Raw genomic sequence first — 14,943 nt, 5'->3', positions numbered from 1 at the left:
GGCCGAGCGCGTGTCGCGCGATGGTCAGGCGTGATCAGCGGGTGGACAGGAGAAGCGCCCGACCAGGATGGCCAGGCGCCGGTCGTGGTTCTCGCGCGGGAGCCTGCCTCCGCGCATGAGCGTCATCAGTCCGTGCAGGCTGCTCCAGAAGGTCTCCGTGAGCAGGCCGAGGTCGTCGTCACCCGCATGTGGCCGTACGGCCTCCCTTAGCTCGCCGAAGGCCGCGTGCAGGGCGGCCGGCGCTTCGGGGGTGGCGAACGGCAGGTCGGTGGCCAGGCTGAACATGGCCTCGTACAGCGCGGGTCGCTGCTCGGCGAACGCGGCGTAGGCGGCGCTGACGGCGGCGAGGGCCTGTCGAGGGTCGGTCGCCGCCGTACGGGCCGCGCGCAGCTCGGCGGCGACGTCGGCGAAGCCCTCCACCGCGACCGCCGCCATGATGGCGTCTTTTCCCGTGAAATGGCTGTAGAGCACCGGTTGGCTGTACTCGACCCGTTCGGCGAGGCGCCGGGTCGTCACCGCCTCCCAGCCCTCGGCCTCGGCCAGCTCCCGGGCCGCTGTGATGATCAACCGCTCCCGCTTCGCCCGCTCGCGCTCCCGGCGCGACTGAATCGACATGCTCGCAACGCTAGCACCGCTAGAACCTCTATCGAAGCTATGTTAGTGTCGCTCTTGTTCCTAGCATCGCTAGCACCTGGAGAAATCCGATGCTCACCCCCCTTGCCTACGGCCTGGCCATCGTCCTCGTCCTCTTCGTCGCCTTCATCGGCGCGCGATTCCTCGTCACCCCCCAAGCCGCGGCCGCGGGTTACGGCGTCCCCGCCAAGCAGGACGGAGACGCCGCCTACCTGACCATCAAGGGCCTGCGCGACCTGACCTCCGGCGTCATCGGCCTCGCCTTGATCGCGTTCGCGGACGCCCACGCCGTGGGCTGGTTCATGCTGGCCGTCGCCCTCACCCCTCTCGGCGACACCGCCATCGTCCTGCGGCACGGCGGCACCAGGGCCGCCGCCTTCGGCATCCACTTCGCCACCGCCGTGGTCGTCCTCATCAGCGCCGCCCTCCTCTTCGCCGTCTGAACCTCCAAACACCCCTCCCCCCAAGGACTCACGCAGATGTCACTGATCGTGCCGGAATTCGACCAGTCCGTGATCGTCCGCTCCGCGGACGCCCAAGTGATCGGCCAGGCCCCCACCACCATCCGGCTGCTGGCCGACAGCAGCTCGACCGGAGGCGCGCTGTCCACGCAGCGGGTCACCCTGAACGACGGCGCGGACGGCGCCAAGCCGCACCACCACTCCAACTCGGCCGAGCTGTTCTACATGCTGGACGGCACCGCCCAGCTCCTGTCCGGCGACCAGGTCGTGACCGCCGAACGCGGCGACCTGGTCATCGTGCCGCCCGGTCTCGCGCACGCCTTCGCCGCCGCACCCGGACACGACGCCGACATCCTCATCGTCATCACCCCCGGCGTCGAGCGGTTCGAGTACTTCCGCCACCTGGAGCGCGTCGCCTACGGCAAGGTGCCGCCCGAGAGCCTGCTGGATGTCCAGGAGCTGTATGACACCTACTTCCTCAACAGCGCGACCTGGAACGACGCCAGAGCCTGAAGCCTGCCGAAGAACCATCCTCTTGGGAGACCATCGTGAGAAAGCTCTATTACGCGGCACACACCTACATGATTCTCGGCGTGATCAGCGGCCTGTACTACCGCGAGCTCACCAAGTTGAACGACTTCACCGGCGACACCCAACTCGGAGTCGTGCACACGCACCTGCTCGCACTCGGGATGCTCTTCCACCTCATCGTGCTGGTGTTGGAGAAGGTTTTCACGCTGACCGCCGGCAAACTCTTCAACTGGTTCTTCTGGGTCTACAACGCGGGTGTCGCGTTGACCGTTGTCGTGATGACCGTCCACGGCACCCTGACGGTCCTCGGCGTCCAGACCGGCGCGGCGGTCTCCGGCATCGCCGGGCTGGGACACATCGTGCTCACCGTGGGCTTGATCCTGTTCTTCGTCAACCTCGGCAAGCGGATCCCCGCCAATAGCGCCGCAGGCTGATCTCGCAACCGCCGTACCACGGACCCGGACCTGCTGTCGCGCAGACAGCAGGTCCGAACCGTCGGTATCGGCGAGTAATGAGTTCTTTTCTTTTTACTAGTTTCCGCCGAGACACTTCCCGGGCTTTGCTGGAAGCGACCCACTGTTTTGAGTCCTTGTTGAAAAGTTCTCCATGGGCGCACCTCACCGGTGTGTCAAGTGAAGCCACCTGAGACGCCTGTCGAGATTCCCTGAAGGCATTTCAGGAGGCCGCCATGGCTCGCTCACGTATCGTCTTCTCGCTGTCGCTCGTCGCGGCCATCGCGCTGGTGGCGCTGGTGCTGGGAGTTGTGGGAGGCAGGGCGACGAGTTCGGCCAGCCAGGCGACCGGCGGAGGCGCGGGCGGGGCGGCGAGCGGCAAGAAGATCGACGTGGTCATCAAGGCGAGTGACTCCTCGTTCTGGCAGACCATGATCGCCGGGGCGAAGCAGGCAGGCGGCGACTTCGGCATCAAGGTGAGCACCTTCGGCCCCACGTCCGAGACGAACATCGACCAGCAGGTGCAACTGGTGGAGAACGCCATCTCCCGGGGCGTTGACGGGCTTGTCATCGCGCCCAACTCCTCCAGCGCCCTGAACTCGGCGATCGACCGGGCGCGCAAGGCGGGCCTCAAGGTCATCACCGTGGACAGCCGCGTGACCACCGCCTCGGAGGGGTTCATCGGCACCGACAACCTCAAGGCCGGGATGCAGGCAGGCAAGCGCATGTGCGACCTGCTCAAGGCGCAGGACAAGACGAGCGGCGCCGTCATGATCGAGTCCTCCGTGGCCGGCATCCAGTCACTGGTCGACAGGGACGCCGGATTCAAGCAGGGCCTCGCGAACAACTGCCCGCAGGTCAAGGTGGCGCTGCAGCGCTTCAACAACAATGACATCAACACCGCGGCGTCGCAGGTCAACGATGCGCTGACCGCCAACCCCGACCTGGCGGGGGTGTTCGCGGACAACAACACCTCAGGGGTCGGCGCGGCTCGGGCGATCCAGGACAACAAGGCCACCGACACCGTCCCCGTCGTGGCCTTCGACTCCGACCCGCAGGAGAACGCCGCGCTCGCCGCCGGCACCATCGACGCGCTCGTGGTGCAGAACCCCTACTTCTTCGGCTACCAGGGCGTCCTGGCGGCCGGGATGGCCTCGGTCAACCGCATCCCGCCGCGTGACATCGATCCCGGGGCGGTCGTGGCGGACAAGAAGAACATGAACGAGCCCGATGTGAAGCAACTGCTCCACCCGCCGACGATGAAGGCGGAATGATGGTCCAGCCGGTCGTCGAACTGCAGGGCGTCTCCAAGGCCTTCGGCCCCGTCCAGGCGCTCACCGACGTCTCACTCCGTCTGCTCCCCGGTCAGGTGAACTGCCTCGCGGGCGAGAACGGCGCGGGGAAGTCGACCCTGATCCGGGTGCTGACGGGCGCGCTGCGCCGGGACAGCGGCAGCTACGAGATCGAGGGCCGGCCGGTCACCGCGCCGACCCCCGCATCGGTGCGCGCGGCCGGTGTTCAGGCCGTCTACCAGGAGCTCAGCCTTCTTCCGCACCTGTCGGTCGCGGAGAACCTGTTCATGGGCCGCCTTCCCGCGCGTACCGGGATCATCGCCAGGAGCCGGCTGCGCACCCGGGCCAGGGAGGCCCTCGACGAGGTCGGCCTGAAGGATCTCAGCCCGGACGCGATCGTGGAACGGCTCCCGGCGGCCACGCGCCAGCTCGTGGAGATCGCCAAGGTGCTGACCGCGGACTCCGTCAAGGTGATCGTGTTCGACGAGCCGACCACGGCGCTCACCGAGGCTGAGTCGGCGCGACTCCTCGAGCACATCCTGCGGCTGCGCGAGCGCGGTATCGCGATGCTCTACGTGACCCACCGGCTCGAGGAGATGTTCGAGATCGGCGACTGGGTGACCGTCCTGCGCGACGGGAGCCTGTCCGAGCATGGGCCGATCAGCAACTACGACGAGGACCGGCTGATCACCGCGATGGTCGGCCGGGAGATCAGCTCTCTCTATCCGGAGACCCACCGGCACGCCGGAACGCCGACGCTGCGCGTGCGGGGACTGCGCAGGTTCGAGCGCTCGCCGAGCATCGACCTCCACGTCGGAGCCGGAGAGATCCTCGGTATTGGAGGGCTGCTGGGGTCGGGGCGCAGCGGGTTGCTGCTGTCCATCTTCGGCGCCGCTCCTACCGTGGCCGGTGAGCTGGAGGTCGAGGGCAAGCCGGTGAAACCGTCCAGCCCTCGCACGATGATGAACGCCGGGGTAGGACTGCTCACCGAGGACCGCAAGGTGCTGGGACTGCTGCCTGAGCTTTCGATCAGGGAGAACGTCACCATCGCCAGCCTGCGCAGCGGCTCCCGCCGTGGTCTCCTGCCCGGCCGCGAGCAGGCCGAAGAGGCGGATCGGCTGCTCGACAGCCTGCGGCTGCGGGCCGGTTCCTACGACCAGCCGGTGTCGACGCTGTCCGGCGGCAACCAGCAGAAGGTCCTGCTGGCCCGATGGCTGCTCACCAAGCCGAAGATGCTGATGTTCGACGAGCCCACGAAGGGCATCGACGTCGGAGCCAAGGGCGAGCTCTACACGGTCATCGGAGACCTGGCCGCGAAAGGGCTGGGAATCATCGTGGTCTCGTCGTATCTCCCTGAGCTGCTGGGTCTCGCCGATCGCATCCTTGTGCTGCGCGACGGGGCGGTAGCGGGCGAGCTTCCCGGATCCGCCACCGAGGAGGACGTACTCCGCCTGGCGAGCGGTACCGGCGGCGCCGAGATCCCAGCCGCCGGGGACGCGACGCCGGCGACCCCTGACGGAACGTCATCGGTCTCGGGCAAGGTCCGGGCGCCTCGGAGCACGACTCCACCGACGCCAGACGACCCAGGAGGGGTGAGCCGAGATGCCTAAGCTGATCTGGCGTGAGCCGATCGTGACCACGACGATCACCAACAAGCCGCCGGGCGGTGAGGGACCGGGCCTGGAGACGGTGCCGAGGGCGAGGCTGTCGCCCGAGCAGCAGGCCGCGCTCCCACGACGAGTCATCACGCTGGGGGACATCGCGGGACGAGAGAGCGGCGGACTCGTCGTCCTGCTCGTCGCGATCGGCGCCCTCACGCTTGCCAGCGACGAGTTCCTCACCGGCAACAACCTGGCCAACCTCGCCCGGCAGGTCGCGATCTTCGGGATCATCGCGGTCGGCCAGCTCCTGGTCATCCTGACCGCCGGGATCGACCTGTCGGTCGGGTCGATCCTCGGCCTGTCAGGCGCCTCCACCGCGCAGTTCCTGGTCGCCGGCATGCCGATTCTGCCGGCGATCCTGCTCGGAGTGGGGATCGGCACGGGGCTCGGGATCGTCAACGGCCTGCTGGTGACCCGGGCCCTGCTACCGCCGTTCATCGCGACCCTGGGCATGCTCGGCATCGCCCGCGGAATAGTCCTGGTCACCACCGACGCCCAGACCATCCAGGGTGTGCCGGAGGCGTTCCAGGTCATCGCCAACGGCACCGTCCTCGGCATTCCGAACCTGCTCATCATCGCCGCCGTGGTCACCGCCGTGATGTGGTTCGTGCTCACCAGGACGGTCTTCGGCCGCTACATCTATGCCGTCGGCTCGAACCCCGAGTCGGCCCGCCTGGCCGGCGTGCCCGTCCGCATGGTGACGGTCTCGGTCTACATGATCTCAGGCCTGCTCGCCGGTCTCGGCGGGGTGCTGCTCGCCTCCCGGCTGGGAGCGGGCATCCCCACCGCCGGCACGGGCTTCGAGCTCAACGCGATCGCCGCCTGTGTCATCGGTGGCGCGAGCCTCTTCGGCGCGAAGGGAAGCGCGATCGGCGCCGCCACCGGAGCGCTGATCATGGGTGTCCTCAACAACGGCGGCAACCTCCTGGCGATCAACGCCTTCTACCTCCAGATCGCCATCGGTGTGCTCATCCTTGTCGCGGTCGGATTCGACCAGCTGAACACCAGGCGGTCGGCCACCAGCGGTTGACCCGCTCGCGCTCATGACCGAGTGTGGATCTGGGCTGCGGGCCGGGCCGCAATGCCATCCACCTTGCCTCGCTCGACTTCGAGGTGGACGCCGTCGACCTCTCCCCCACGGCTTTGGCCTGGGGCGAGGAGCGGGCCCGCGAGGCGGGCGCCGAGGTCCGCTTCCACTCGCAGGAGGGCGGTTACACTAGGGTCCCGCCGTATGACTCTTTCTCATGAAGTGGCTGGTGACGGTCCTGCGCTGGTGCTCCTGCATTCGGCGGTGTGCGATCGACGCATGTGGGATCCGCAGTGGACGGCCCTCCTCGATGCCGGATACCGAGTGGTCCGCTGTGACTTGCGCGGGTTCGGTGAGTCTCCGATGCCGGACCGCCCGTACAACAATGCCGAAGATGTCGCCGACCTGCTGAAGGGCCTCGGCATCGAGCACGCGACGCTGATCGGATCCTCCTATGGCGGCCGGGTCGCCCTGGAGCTGGCGGCGCGCTGGCCGGACATGGTCACAGCTCTCGCACTGCTCTGTTCCGGTTCTCCCGACCACGTGCCCGGCGAGGCGCTGAGGTCCTTCGCCGGGCGAGAGGACGCGCTGATCGCCGCCGGTGACATCGACGGAGCCGTCGATCTGAATGTGGAGACCTTCCTGGGCCCGGAGGCCGACGACGCGGTCAGGGAGCGGGTCCGTCAGATGCAGCGGCACGCGTTCGACGTCCAGTTGGCCGTGACCGAGGAGTTCGCCCAGGTCAAGGCAGAGGTGGACCTGTCACTGATCACGGCCCCCTGCCTGGCCGTGTCCGGCGGCCTCGACCTGCCGGACTTCCGCGAGATCGCGGCCCGGCTGCCGGACCGGCTCGCCGACGCCCGTCACCACGAGCTGCCCTGGGCCGGTCACCTGCCCAGCCTGGAACGGCCCGCCGAGGTGACCGACCTCCTGCTGCGGTTCCTCCGCGAGACACGCGGGTCCAGCTGAGGGCGAGCGAAACCCGCGCCGGTGCGCCGTTCGCCCGGTCAGCCAGGCGGCTCAGGCTACGTTGACCTGCTCAGGGAGCGGGTTCTGGCCGAGGAACCGGTGGCGGGATCATTCCGTAGAACGTGCGCAGGCCGGTGTCCATGATGCGGGCATGCGGCAGACAGCTCGTGGTGGTTAGGGGGCACGCTGCCGCAGGGCGGCCTGGACGGGCGCGGCGCCCCGGGACAGGCCGGGAGCGCGTCATCATCGGTCGCGCGGCCGGTGGAGCTGGGCTTCGAGCCATGCCATGCACCGTTCGACCTGTTCCCGGCTCAAGCCGGTGGCGTCGGTCAGGTCCTCGATGGTGAGCTCTTCGGCGGTGCCGTTCAACGCTCTGGCGATCTTCCCCGCCCACAGCTCTTCGTCGACGAAGGGCCGACGGCGGTAGTGCTCGTACAGGGCTACCAGGTGCTCGTGGTTGCAGGCCGTCAGAAAGCGCCGGCCGTCGAACCCGGGGATACTGGCATGGATCATGGAGGAGTCCGGTGCCAAGCCGTGAATCTCTGTCCCGTCCGAGATCACCGTGCCGCACCAGTCACACAGCTCGCGGGAAATACCACTCTTGCCCGATTTGTCGCGGTCCATGTCGCCCGTGTACCCCTCCACGCCCGTACGGCAGCAGCCAGGCGCTTCCCGATCAGGCAAAGTGTTGGGCGGGCCAAAGGGTGTTCTCCTGACCGAAGCGCCGGCCGCGACCGCCGACTACGACCACTGCTACGTGCTGCCCGTGATACCCCTGGCCACCGCCCTCGCGCTCGTCCCCCGTACTCCCCGAGTGCGGCCGCGGCGTTCGACCGGCTCGGCATCGCCCCGCCGACGACCTGACGTACGGCCGGACCCGCCGGCGGGGTCCGCGAGAGCACTTCCCTACCCGACCGCTCCATCGGCCTGCCAGCAGTGCGTCCATCGGCCGTCGCCGAGATCGGTACGGCCCGGCACCTCGGAGGAGCAGACCGGCAGCGCGACGGGGCAGCGCGGGTGGAAGCGGCACCCGCTCGGCGGCGAGACCAGGCTGGGCGGCTCGCCGTGCCTGGTGCGGTCGGGCCGCGTCACCCTGTCGGGATCGGGCGCCGAGTCCAGCAGCAGCCGGGTGTAGGGGTGGCGGGCCGCCTGGGTGAGCGCCTCGGCGGGGCCGCTCTCGATCAGCCGCCCCGCGTACATGACGGTGATGTCCTCGGCGAAGTAGCGGGCGCTGGCGATGTCGTGCGTGATGTACAGCAGCGCCAGGCCGCTGTCGTCGGCCAGCTCCTCCAGCAGCCGCAGCACCCCGAGCCTGATCGACACGTCGAGCATGGAGACGGGCTCGTCCGCGATCAGCGCGACCGGCCGTACGGCGAGCGCGCGGGCGATCGCCACCCGCTGCCGCTGCCCGCCCGACAGCTCGTGCGGCAGCTTGTCCATGAACTGCTCGACGGGCGTGAGACTGACCCGTTCCAGCAGTTCGGCCACCAGCTCGCGCTCGTGCGCGTCCGAGCGCACGTGCCCGTGGACGCGCATCGGCCTGGCCAGGTGGTAGCGGACCCGGTGGAAGGGGTTGAGCGAGGCGAACGGGTCCTGGAAGATCAGCTGCACCTGCCGCCGGTACTCCCTGAAGCCCTTCACCTTCTCCCCGCGCAGCAGCACCTCGCCCGACGTCGGCGGGTACACCTGGGCCAGCAGCCTGGCCACGGTGCTCTTGCCGCAGCCGCTCTCCCCCACCAGCGCCGTCACCGACCCGGCCCGCAGCGTCAGCGACACGTCCTCGACCGCGCGCACGCTGCCCCGGCCGCGGGCGGCCTTGAAGTGCTTGGTGAGGTTCCTGCCTTCGAGGACGACCGCGCTCATCGGACCCCCTTCCCCTCGTTGAGCAGGCAGGCCACGTCGGGATCGAGCTGTGGCAGCGTCGAGTCGCAGGCGTGGAAGGCGAAGCGGCAGCGCGGGTGGAAGGCGCAGCCGGGCGGCAGTGAGCGCAGGTCGGGCGGGGTGCCGGGGATGCCGAGCAGCTCCTCGCGCGGCCCGTGCAGGCGCGGGAACGAGCGCAGCAGGCCCAGCGTGTACGGATGGCGCGGAGCCTGGTGCAGGGCTCTGGCGGTGCCGGTCTCGACGACCCTGCCCGCGTACATGATGGCGATCCGGTCGGAGATCTCCATGAGCAGCGACAGGTCGTGGGTGATGAACATGACCGCGAAGCCGTACTCCTCGCGCAGGGCCCTGATCTCGTGAAGGATGTCGCGCTGCACCACCACGTCGAGCGCGGTCGTGGGCTCGTCCATGATGATGATCTCGGGGTTGAGCGCCAGCGCGATGGCGATCGCCGCGCGCTGGCGCATGCCGCCGGACAGCTCGTGCGGGTAGCTGCGCCTGCGGTCCGCGCTGATGCCGACCCGCTGCAGCAGCTCCACCGAGCGTTCGGTGCGCGCCTTGCGCGGCAGGTCGGGGACGTGGATGCGGAGCACATCGTCGATCTGAGCTCCGACGGTGCTGACCGGGTTGAGGGAGTTCATGGCGCTCTGGAAGACGACCGCCAGTTCCCTCCACCGGAAGGCGCGCAGCTCCTCCCGTTTCAGCTTCAGCACGTCCACGGCCGGACCGTCGGGCCGGTGGTAGGTCACCGAGCCGCCGGTGATCGTGGCCGGTGGACGCAGCAGCCGCCCGATCGCGTGCGCGAGGGTGGACTTGCCGCTGCCGCTCTCCCCCGCCAGCCCGAGGATCTCGCCGCGCCGCAGGTCGAGGGAGACGTCGGCGACCGCGTGCACGGCGCCGCTCGACGACAGGTAGTCGACGCCGAGCCCGCGGACTTCCATGACGTTCATGCGCGAGCCTTCCGAACCTTGATCGTGCGCAGCCGCGGGTTGGCGACCTCGTCCAGGCCGAAGTTGACCAGCGCCAGGCCGGTGCCGATGAGCGCGATGCAGAGCCCTGGCGGCACGAACCACCACCAGGCGCCGATCAGCAGCGCCTGGCCGTTCTGCGCGAAGTAGAGCATGCTCCCCCAGCTCACCGTGGACAGGTCGGCCAGGCCGAGGAAGGAGAGCCCCGCCTCGGCCAGGATGGCGCCGACCACGGTCGCCAGGAAGCTGGTGGCGATCACGGGCAGCAGCACGGGCAGGATCTCGAAGAAGACGATGCGGAACGGGCCCTCGCCGCTGGCCTTGGCCGCCTCCACGAAGTCGCGCCGCCGTACGGACAGGGTCTGGGCGCGCAGCACGCGGGCACCCCACGCCCAGCCGGTCACGGCGATCACCACCGCGACCGACGCGACGCCGCGCTGGGGCAGGTAGCCCGCCAACACGATGATCAGCGGCAGCGCGGGCAGCACCAGGAAGATGTTGGTGAGCACCGAGAGCACCTCGTCGACCGCGCCGCCGAAGTAGCCGCCGACCAGGCCCACGGCGATGGCGAAGGCGGTGGCGATGACGGCCGAGAGCAGGCCGACGCCCATCGAGATCCGCGAGCCGTGCACGATCTGGGTGAGCACGTCCTGGCCGGTCTGCGTGGTGCCGAGCCAGTGCTCCGCGGAGGGCCCCTGGAGTCCGGCGTCGCTGGTCGCGGCCGGGTCGGTGGACAGCAGCAGCGGCCCGAAGATCGCCATCAGCGTGAAGAAGAGCAGGATGCCGGCGCCTATGCGGATTTTCATTGGCGCGTCCTTGGGTCGAGGATCACGTAGGCGAGGTCGGCCAGCAGGTTCGCGACGAGGACGGCCAGCGAGATCACCAGGAAGATGCCCTGCATGAGCGGGAAGTCCTCGTTCTCCACGCCCTTGAGCAACATCGAGCCGATGCCCGGATAGGAGAAGACGATCTCGGTCAGCACCGAGCCGCCGACCACGAAGCCGAGGCTGAGCGCGAAGCTCGTGATGTTGGGCAGGATCGCGTTCCTGGCGGCGTAGGCCCACATGACGCGGCGGCTGGTCAGCCCCTTGGCCTCGGCCATGACCACGTAGTCCTCGCCGAGCGTGGTGACCATGACGTTGCGCATGCCGAGGATGCGGTCGGCCATCGAGGCCAGCACGATCGTGACCGCGGGCAGCGTCGCGTGGTAGGCCACGCTGGCCAGGAACTCCCCGTCGAAGCCGGGTGTCACCTCCAGCCCGTACGCTCGCGAGCCGGGAAACCACCGCAGCGTCGAGCCGAAGACGAAGACCAGCACGAGGGCCACCCAGAAGTACGGCACCGCGTGCAGGAACGTCGCCGCCGGAAGCGCCCCGTCGAGCCAGGTGCCGCGCTTCCAGGCCATCAGCACCCCGAGCGAGGTGCCGGCCACGTAGCTGATCAGCGTGGCGATGCCGACGAGCCCGATCGTCCACGGCAGGCTGTCGGCGATGACCGTGGACACCTCTGTCGGGAAGAACGTGATCGAGCGGCCCAGCTCGCCCCTGAACAGGTTGCCCAGGTAGTCCAGGTACTGCGTCCACAGGTTGGCGTCACTGATCCCGAACGCCTTCTTCATCGCGTCGATCGCGGCCGGGTCCACGTTGCCCTTGAGCCTGGCCACCAGCAGGTCCACCGGATCCCCCGGCATCATCCGGGGGATCAGGAAGTTGAGCGTGACGGCGGCCCAGGCCGTGAGGAGGTAGAACCCGAGCCGCCTGGTCAGGAACCTCACGTGCCCGCGGGCCTCAGGTTGAGCAGCACCACGGCGGCGTCGGGCGAGGTGTACGGCGAGGGCATCGCATACGGGTCCTGCTCCGACGGCCAGCCCACGTACTTGTTCGTCCTGAACTCCGCCCAGGACGGGCTGTAGAACAACGGCAGCACCGGCAGCTTCTCCACCATGATCCTGCCGAGCTCCTGGGTGGCCCGCTGCTGCTCGGCCAGGTCCTCGGTGGCGGCGTAGGCGTTGATCAGCTTGTCCGTCTCCGGGTCCTTCCACCGCTGGTAGTTGCCGGTGGCGGCGGTGCCGACGGGCTTGGCCAGCTCGCTGAAGAGCAGCGACCTCATCTGGAAGTACGGCGAGGCCCCGGCGGGCGTGGCCCTGATCGACAGGTCGAAGTTCCCCTTGCCGACCTTGGAGACCCAGTCCTGGAAGGCCACGCCCCTGGTCTCGACCGTGATGCCGACCTTGGCCAGGTCCTCCCTGATGAGCTGGGCGGCGTTCACCCAGTCGGTGAACGGCGAGGGCACCAGCAGGGTGAACTTGAGACTGCCGGGGTCGACGCCCTTCAACAGCTCCTTGGCCTTCTCGACGTCGACCTGGTAGGCCGCGTCCTTGTACCGCGGCGGCAGGAACGCCTCGCCGCCCGGCATCGGGATGCTGGTCGGGTGCGCGACCTTGGTGTAGCCGCGCTCGGCCACCTTGACGATCTTGTCGCGGTCGACGGCCAGGCTGATGGCCTGCCGTACCTCCGGCTTGGACAGGACGGGGTGGGTCAGGTTCGGCAGGAGCGAGACCACGCCCTCGGGCGGGAAGTAGTACTTGTTGGTCTCCGGCTTGCCCTGGACGTAGATCTTGTCGATGTCGGGCACGAACGCGCCCGCCCAGTCGATCTCGCCCTGCTGGAGTCCGGTCTGCACGGCGTTGGCGGTGTAGGCGGGGAACCTGATCGTGGGGACGACGGGCTTGCCCGGCTGCCAGTACGCCGGATTCTTCGTCATCTCATAGAGCTGGGCGGAGAATTTCGAGAGCTGGTAGGGCCCGGTGCCGACCGGCTTGGGGTTGGTGAAGGTGACCGGGTTCTCCTTCTCGAACAGGTGCTTCGGCACGATGCCCGTGTTGCCGGAGATGTTGAAGAGCTTGGCGTACGACGTGGTCTTGAAGTCGATCCGCACCTTGTCCGGCGCGAGCACCTGGGTGCCGGAGATCTCCAGCGCCCCCTTGTTGAGCTCGGGGTGCTTGGTCATCGTGTCGAAGGTGAAGGCCACGTCGTCGGCGGTGAACGGCTTGCCGTCGGTCCACTTCACGCCCTGGCGCAGGGTGAAGGTGAGCGCCTTGCCGTCATCGGCCCACTCGTGGCTCAACGCCAGCCACGGCTTGACCTCGCCGGGTTTGAGCTTGTTGAAGTACTCGAGCGTCTCGTAGATCATCCCGGTCGTGCCGAAGTTCACGCCTTCGAGGTGGAACGGGTTGAAGTTCTCCTGGAAGGTGCCTGCGTCGATGGCGTGCATCACCAGGGGCGGCGCCTCACTCTTGGGGCCGGGTCCGCCGCCGCTCGAACAACCGGCGGCGGCCAGGGCCAGCGCTAAGACGACTGTCGTCGGACGTCTCATTCAGAAGGTTCCTCTCACGCGGAGGTCACGGGAGCCGACCGGCGCCGCGAAGGCCTGGGCCCGGCGGAAACCGGCCGGAGCGCCGCGCACGATGGTGAGGGCGCGGTAGTAGTCGACGTACGGGAAGCCGTACGTCTCCCCACGGGCGAACGCGTAGCCCGTGATCGCCTCCGACCAGACCTGGTAGGCCTCGTCGGTCAGCTCGAAGAAGACGTCGGGCCGGTAGCCTTCGGCGTCCTCCCAGTTGTCGGCGTAGAACAGCTGCCCCGCCCAGTGCGCCGGCCGCTCTCGCTCCAGTGTCTTCAGCCCGCCGTAGAAGCGGGCGTCCTCGACGATGCGGTGCGTGCGGGCGTGGTCCTTGTGGATCGACTGGCTCCAGTGGGTCAGGACGATGTCCGGCCGGAGCTCCCTGATCAGGTCGCCGACGCGCATCTTGACGTCCTCGTCCTCGGGCAGCAGGCCGTCCTCGTAGTCGAGGAACCTGGCCTCGGCGCCGATCGCCTGTGCGAACGCCTCGGCCTCGTCGTGCTTCTGCTTGGCGTATTCGGGGACGGGCAGCCGCGGGTGGCCGCGCTCGCCGAGGGTGAGGTGCAGGAGCGTGGCGCGGTGTCCTTCGAGGACGTGCTGCGCGAGTACGGCTCCCGCCGTGAGGTCCATGTCCCCGGCGTGGGCGCCGATGGCCACGATGTGCGTCATGCCGTCCACCTCATGACGTGGAAGCGGCGGGTGACCTGGTATCCCGCCTTGGCGTACAGGTGGCCGGCCGGGCTGGTCTCTCCGGTCCAGAGGAACCAGGAGGAGTGCAGGCCCTCGGCTCGCATCCTCGTCATCGTGAGGTGGAGCAGGATCTTGCCGAGCCCGGTGCCCCGCTCGCCGGGGTCCACGCCGAACGGCCCGAACCGCTCGGGGATGCCGCGGTAGGCGGCGTAGAGCGCGAACCCCACCAGCCGGTCCCGCTTCTTGGCGATGACCATGCGCGTGGTGTCCTTGTGGTGGCGGACCGCCTCGCCCCAGTCGGGGTTGAACTCGTCGGCGGCGAACCTGATCAGCTCGGGCAGTTCACCGTCGGCAGGGCTGCGGAAGCCGTACCCCTCGCTCTCCCGCTCGGCCCGCAGCTCGTGCACGTCCTCCGGCGTCAGGTAGCCGACCAGGGTGCGGTCCATCGCGACCGGCGAGTAGAGCGTGCCGAATCCGAGGCTGGTCAGCAGGCCGAACCCTTCGGGGTAGAGCTCGGGGTCGGCGCCGGGCAGTACGTAGTTGGGCGTGTAGGAGGCGAAGTCGACCCGTGTCCGTCCCCTGGCCCGCAGGAAGTCCAGCGCCTCGGTGAGCAACCGCCGTCCGAGCCCGCCGCCCCTGTGCCCTGGTTCGACGAAGAAGAACGGGATCCAGCCCGCCTCAGGCTCCAGGTCCGTGCCCGGTGCGAGCGGCGTCAACCGGCGGACGGCGTAGGCGCACCCCACGACGTGCCCGTCCGTCACGGCCACCCGCAGGCCTTCGGGGTCGAAGTTCGGGTCGAGCAGGACGCAGTCGCGTAACCACGCCGCGGTCGTCGGGTCCCCTGGCAGGCTCCGGTTCCAGGATTCGATCAGGGAGTGCTCGTCCCCGGGGGCGAACGCGCGCACAGTGACCGTCATGCAGTAGAGCTTTGCGACGGGTAAGGCTCCAGGTCAATAAGATCGAGGAAGAAAATTTC

17 protein-coding genes are annotated in these 14,943 nt (G+C 68.7%); 8 read left to right on the top strand and 9 right to left on the bottom strand.

Annotated features, from left to right (window positions below; all coding sequences use genetic code 11):
- Nucleotides 1-24 precede the first annotated feature (24 nt).
- Nucleotides 25-615 carry a TetR/AcrR family transcriptional regulator gene (locus AB0B45_RS22910; RefSeq protein WP_358133647.1) on the bottom strand — a complete coding sequence of 197 codons (591 nt, stop codon included), beginning with the start codon at nt 613-615 and terminating at the stop codon, nt 25-27.
- Nucleotides 616-704: 89 nt separating this feature from the next.
- On the opposite strand from AB0B45_RS22910, the gene AB0B45_RS22905 reads away from it, so the two are divergent.
- From AB0B45_RS22905 to AB0B45_RS22870, 8 genes are all read left to right on the top strand, one after another.
- A complete protein-coding gene (locus tag AB0B45_RS22905) occupies nt 705-1,076 on the top strand; it encodes a DUF4267 domain-containing protein (protein ID WP_358133644.1) in 372 nt (123 codons plus the stop codon).
- A gap of 36 nt (nt 1,077-1,112) precedes the next feature.
- A complete protein-coding gene (locus AB0B45_RS22900) occupies nt 1,113-1,607 on the top strand; it encodes a cupin domain-containing protein (protein WP_358133642.1) in 495 nt (164 codons plus the stop codon).
- Between the two features lie 35 nt (nt 1,608-1,642).
- On the top strand, nt 1,643-2,059 hold the full coding sequence (locus AB0B45_RS22895) for a DUF2871 domain-containing protein (protein WP_358133639.1): 417 nt from the start codon (nt 1,643-1,645) through the stop codon (nt 2,057-2,059).
- A 254-nt stretch (nt 2,060-2,313) separates the two neighbouring features.
- A complete protein-coding gene (locus AB0B45_RS22890; protein WP_358133636.1) occupies nt 2,314-3,351 on the top strand; it encodes an ABC transporter substrate-binding protein in 1,038 nt (345 codons plus the stop codon).
- Nucleotides 3,348-4,979: a sugar ABC transporter ATP-binding protein gene (locus tag AB0B45_RS22885; protein ID WP_358133634.1), complete on the top strand. Its 1,632-nt coding sequence runs from the start codon at nt 3,348-3,350 to the stop codon at nt 4,977-4,979. Before AB0B45_RS22890 ends, AB0B45_RS22885 begins: the two co-directional genes overlap by 4 nt.
- Nucleotides 4,972-6,060 (top strand): ABC transporter permease, encoded by a 1,089-nt coding sequence (locus AB0B45_RS22880; protein ID WP_358133631.1) that lies wholly within the window; start codon nt 4,972-4,974, stop codon nt 6,058-6,060. The genes AB0B45_RS22885 and AB0B45_RS22880 overlap by 8 nt, the downstream gene beginning before the upstream one ends.
- A gap of 23 nt (nt 6,061-6,083) precedes the next feature.
- A complete protein-coding gene (locus AB0B45_RS22875; protein ID WP_358133629.1) occupies nt 6,084-6,278 on the top strand; it encodes a class I SAM-dependent methyltransferase in 195 nt (64 codons plus the stop codon).
- The gene (locus tag AB0B45_RS22870) at nt 6,262-7,026 is read left to right on the top strand and encodes an alpha/beta hydrolase (protein ID WP_358133626.1); all 765 of its coding nucleotides are present in this window, start codon (nt 6,262-6,264) and stop codon (nt 7,024-7,026) included. Before AB0B45_RS22875 ends, AB0B45_RS22870 begins: the two co-directional genes overlap by 17 nt.
- A gap of 243 nt (nt 7,027-7,269) precedes the next feature.
- Here AB0B45_RS22870 and AB0B45_RS22865 read toward each other — a convergent pair whose 3' ends face one another.
- The 8 genes from AB0B45_RS22865 to AB0B45_RS22830 all read right to left on the bottom strand — a co-directional run bounded on the left by AB0B45_RS22865 (nt 7,270) and on the right by AB0B45_RS22830 (nt 14,884).
- Nucleotides 7,270-7,650, bottom strand: a complete 381-nt coding sequence (locus tag AB0B45_RS22865; protein WP_358133624.1) for a hypothetical protein — start codon at nt 7,648-7,650, stop codon at nt 7,270-7,272.
- A gap of 282 nt (nt 7,651-7,932) precedes the next feature.
- Nucleotides 7,933-8,889 carry an ABC transporter ATP-binding protein gene (locus AB0B45_RS22860; protein WP_358133621.1) on the bottom strand — a complete coding sequence of 319 codons (957 nt, stop codon included), beginning with the start codon at nt 8,887-8,889 and terminating at the stop codon, nt 7,933-7,935.
- A complete protein-coding gene (locus tag AB0B45_RS22855) occupies nt 8,886-9,857 on the bottom strand; it encodes an ABC transporter ATP-binding protein (protein ID WP_358133619.1) in 972 nt (323 codons plus the stop codon). The genes AB0B45_RS22860 and AB0B45_RS22855 overlap by 4 nt, the downstream gene beginning before the upstream one ends.
- Complete coding sequence (locus tag AB0B45_RS22850; RefSeq protein ID WP_358133616.1) at nt 9,854-10,681, bottom strand: ABC transporter permease; 828 nt, start codon at nt 10,679-10,681, stop codon at nt 9,854-9,856. The genes AB0B45_RS22855 and AB0B45_RS22850 overlap by 4 nt, the downstream gene beginning before the upstream one ends.
- Nucleotides 10,678-11,649 (bottom strand): ABC transporter permease, encoded by a 972-nt coding sequence (locus AB0B45_RS22845; protein ID WP_358133614.1) that lies wholly within the window; start codon nt 11,647-11,649, stop codon nt 10,678-10,680. The genes AB0B45_RS22850 and AB0B45_RS22845 overlap by 4 nt, the downstream gene beginning before the upstream one ends.
- Nucleotides 11,646-13,250 (bottom strand): ABC transporter substrate-binding protein, encoded by a 1,605-nt coding sequence (locus AB0B45_RS22840; RefSeq protein ID WP_358133612.1) that lies wholly within the window; start codon nt 13,248-13,250, stop codon nt 11,646-11,648. Before AB0B45_RS22840 ends, AB0B45_RS22845 begins: the two co-directional genes overlap by 4 nt.
- A complete protein-coding gene (locus tag AB0B45_RS22835; protein ID WP_358133609.1) occupies nt 13,251-13,946 on the bottom strand; it encodes a PIG-L family deacetylase in 696 nt (231 codons plus the stop codon). It abuts the gene before it with no gap.
- Nucleotides 13,943-14,884 carry a GNAT family N-acetyltransferase gene (locus AB0B45_RS22830; RefSeq protein ID WP_358133606.1) on the bottom strand — a complete coding sequence of 314 codons (942 nt, stop codon included), beginning with the start codon at nt 14,882-14,884 and terminating at the stop codon, nt 13,943-13,945. The genes AB0B45_RS22835 and AB0B45_RS22830 overlap by 4 nt, the downstream gene beginning before the upstream one ends.
- Between the last annotated feature and the right edge of the window lie 59 nt (nt 14,885-14,943).

It is taken from the genome of Nonomuraea sp. NPDC049152 (genome assembly GCF_040648355.1).
In the GTDB taxonomy this organism is placed as follows: domain Bacteria; phylum Actinomycetota; class Actinomycetes; order Streptosporangiales; family Streptosporangiaceae; genus Nonomuraea.
Note: the sequence above shows the minus strand (reverse complement) of the source record. Positions and strands in the feature narration are given on the sequence as shown.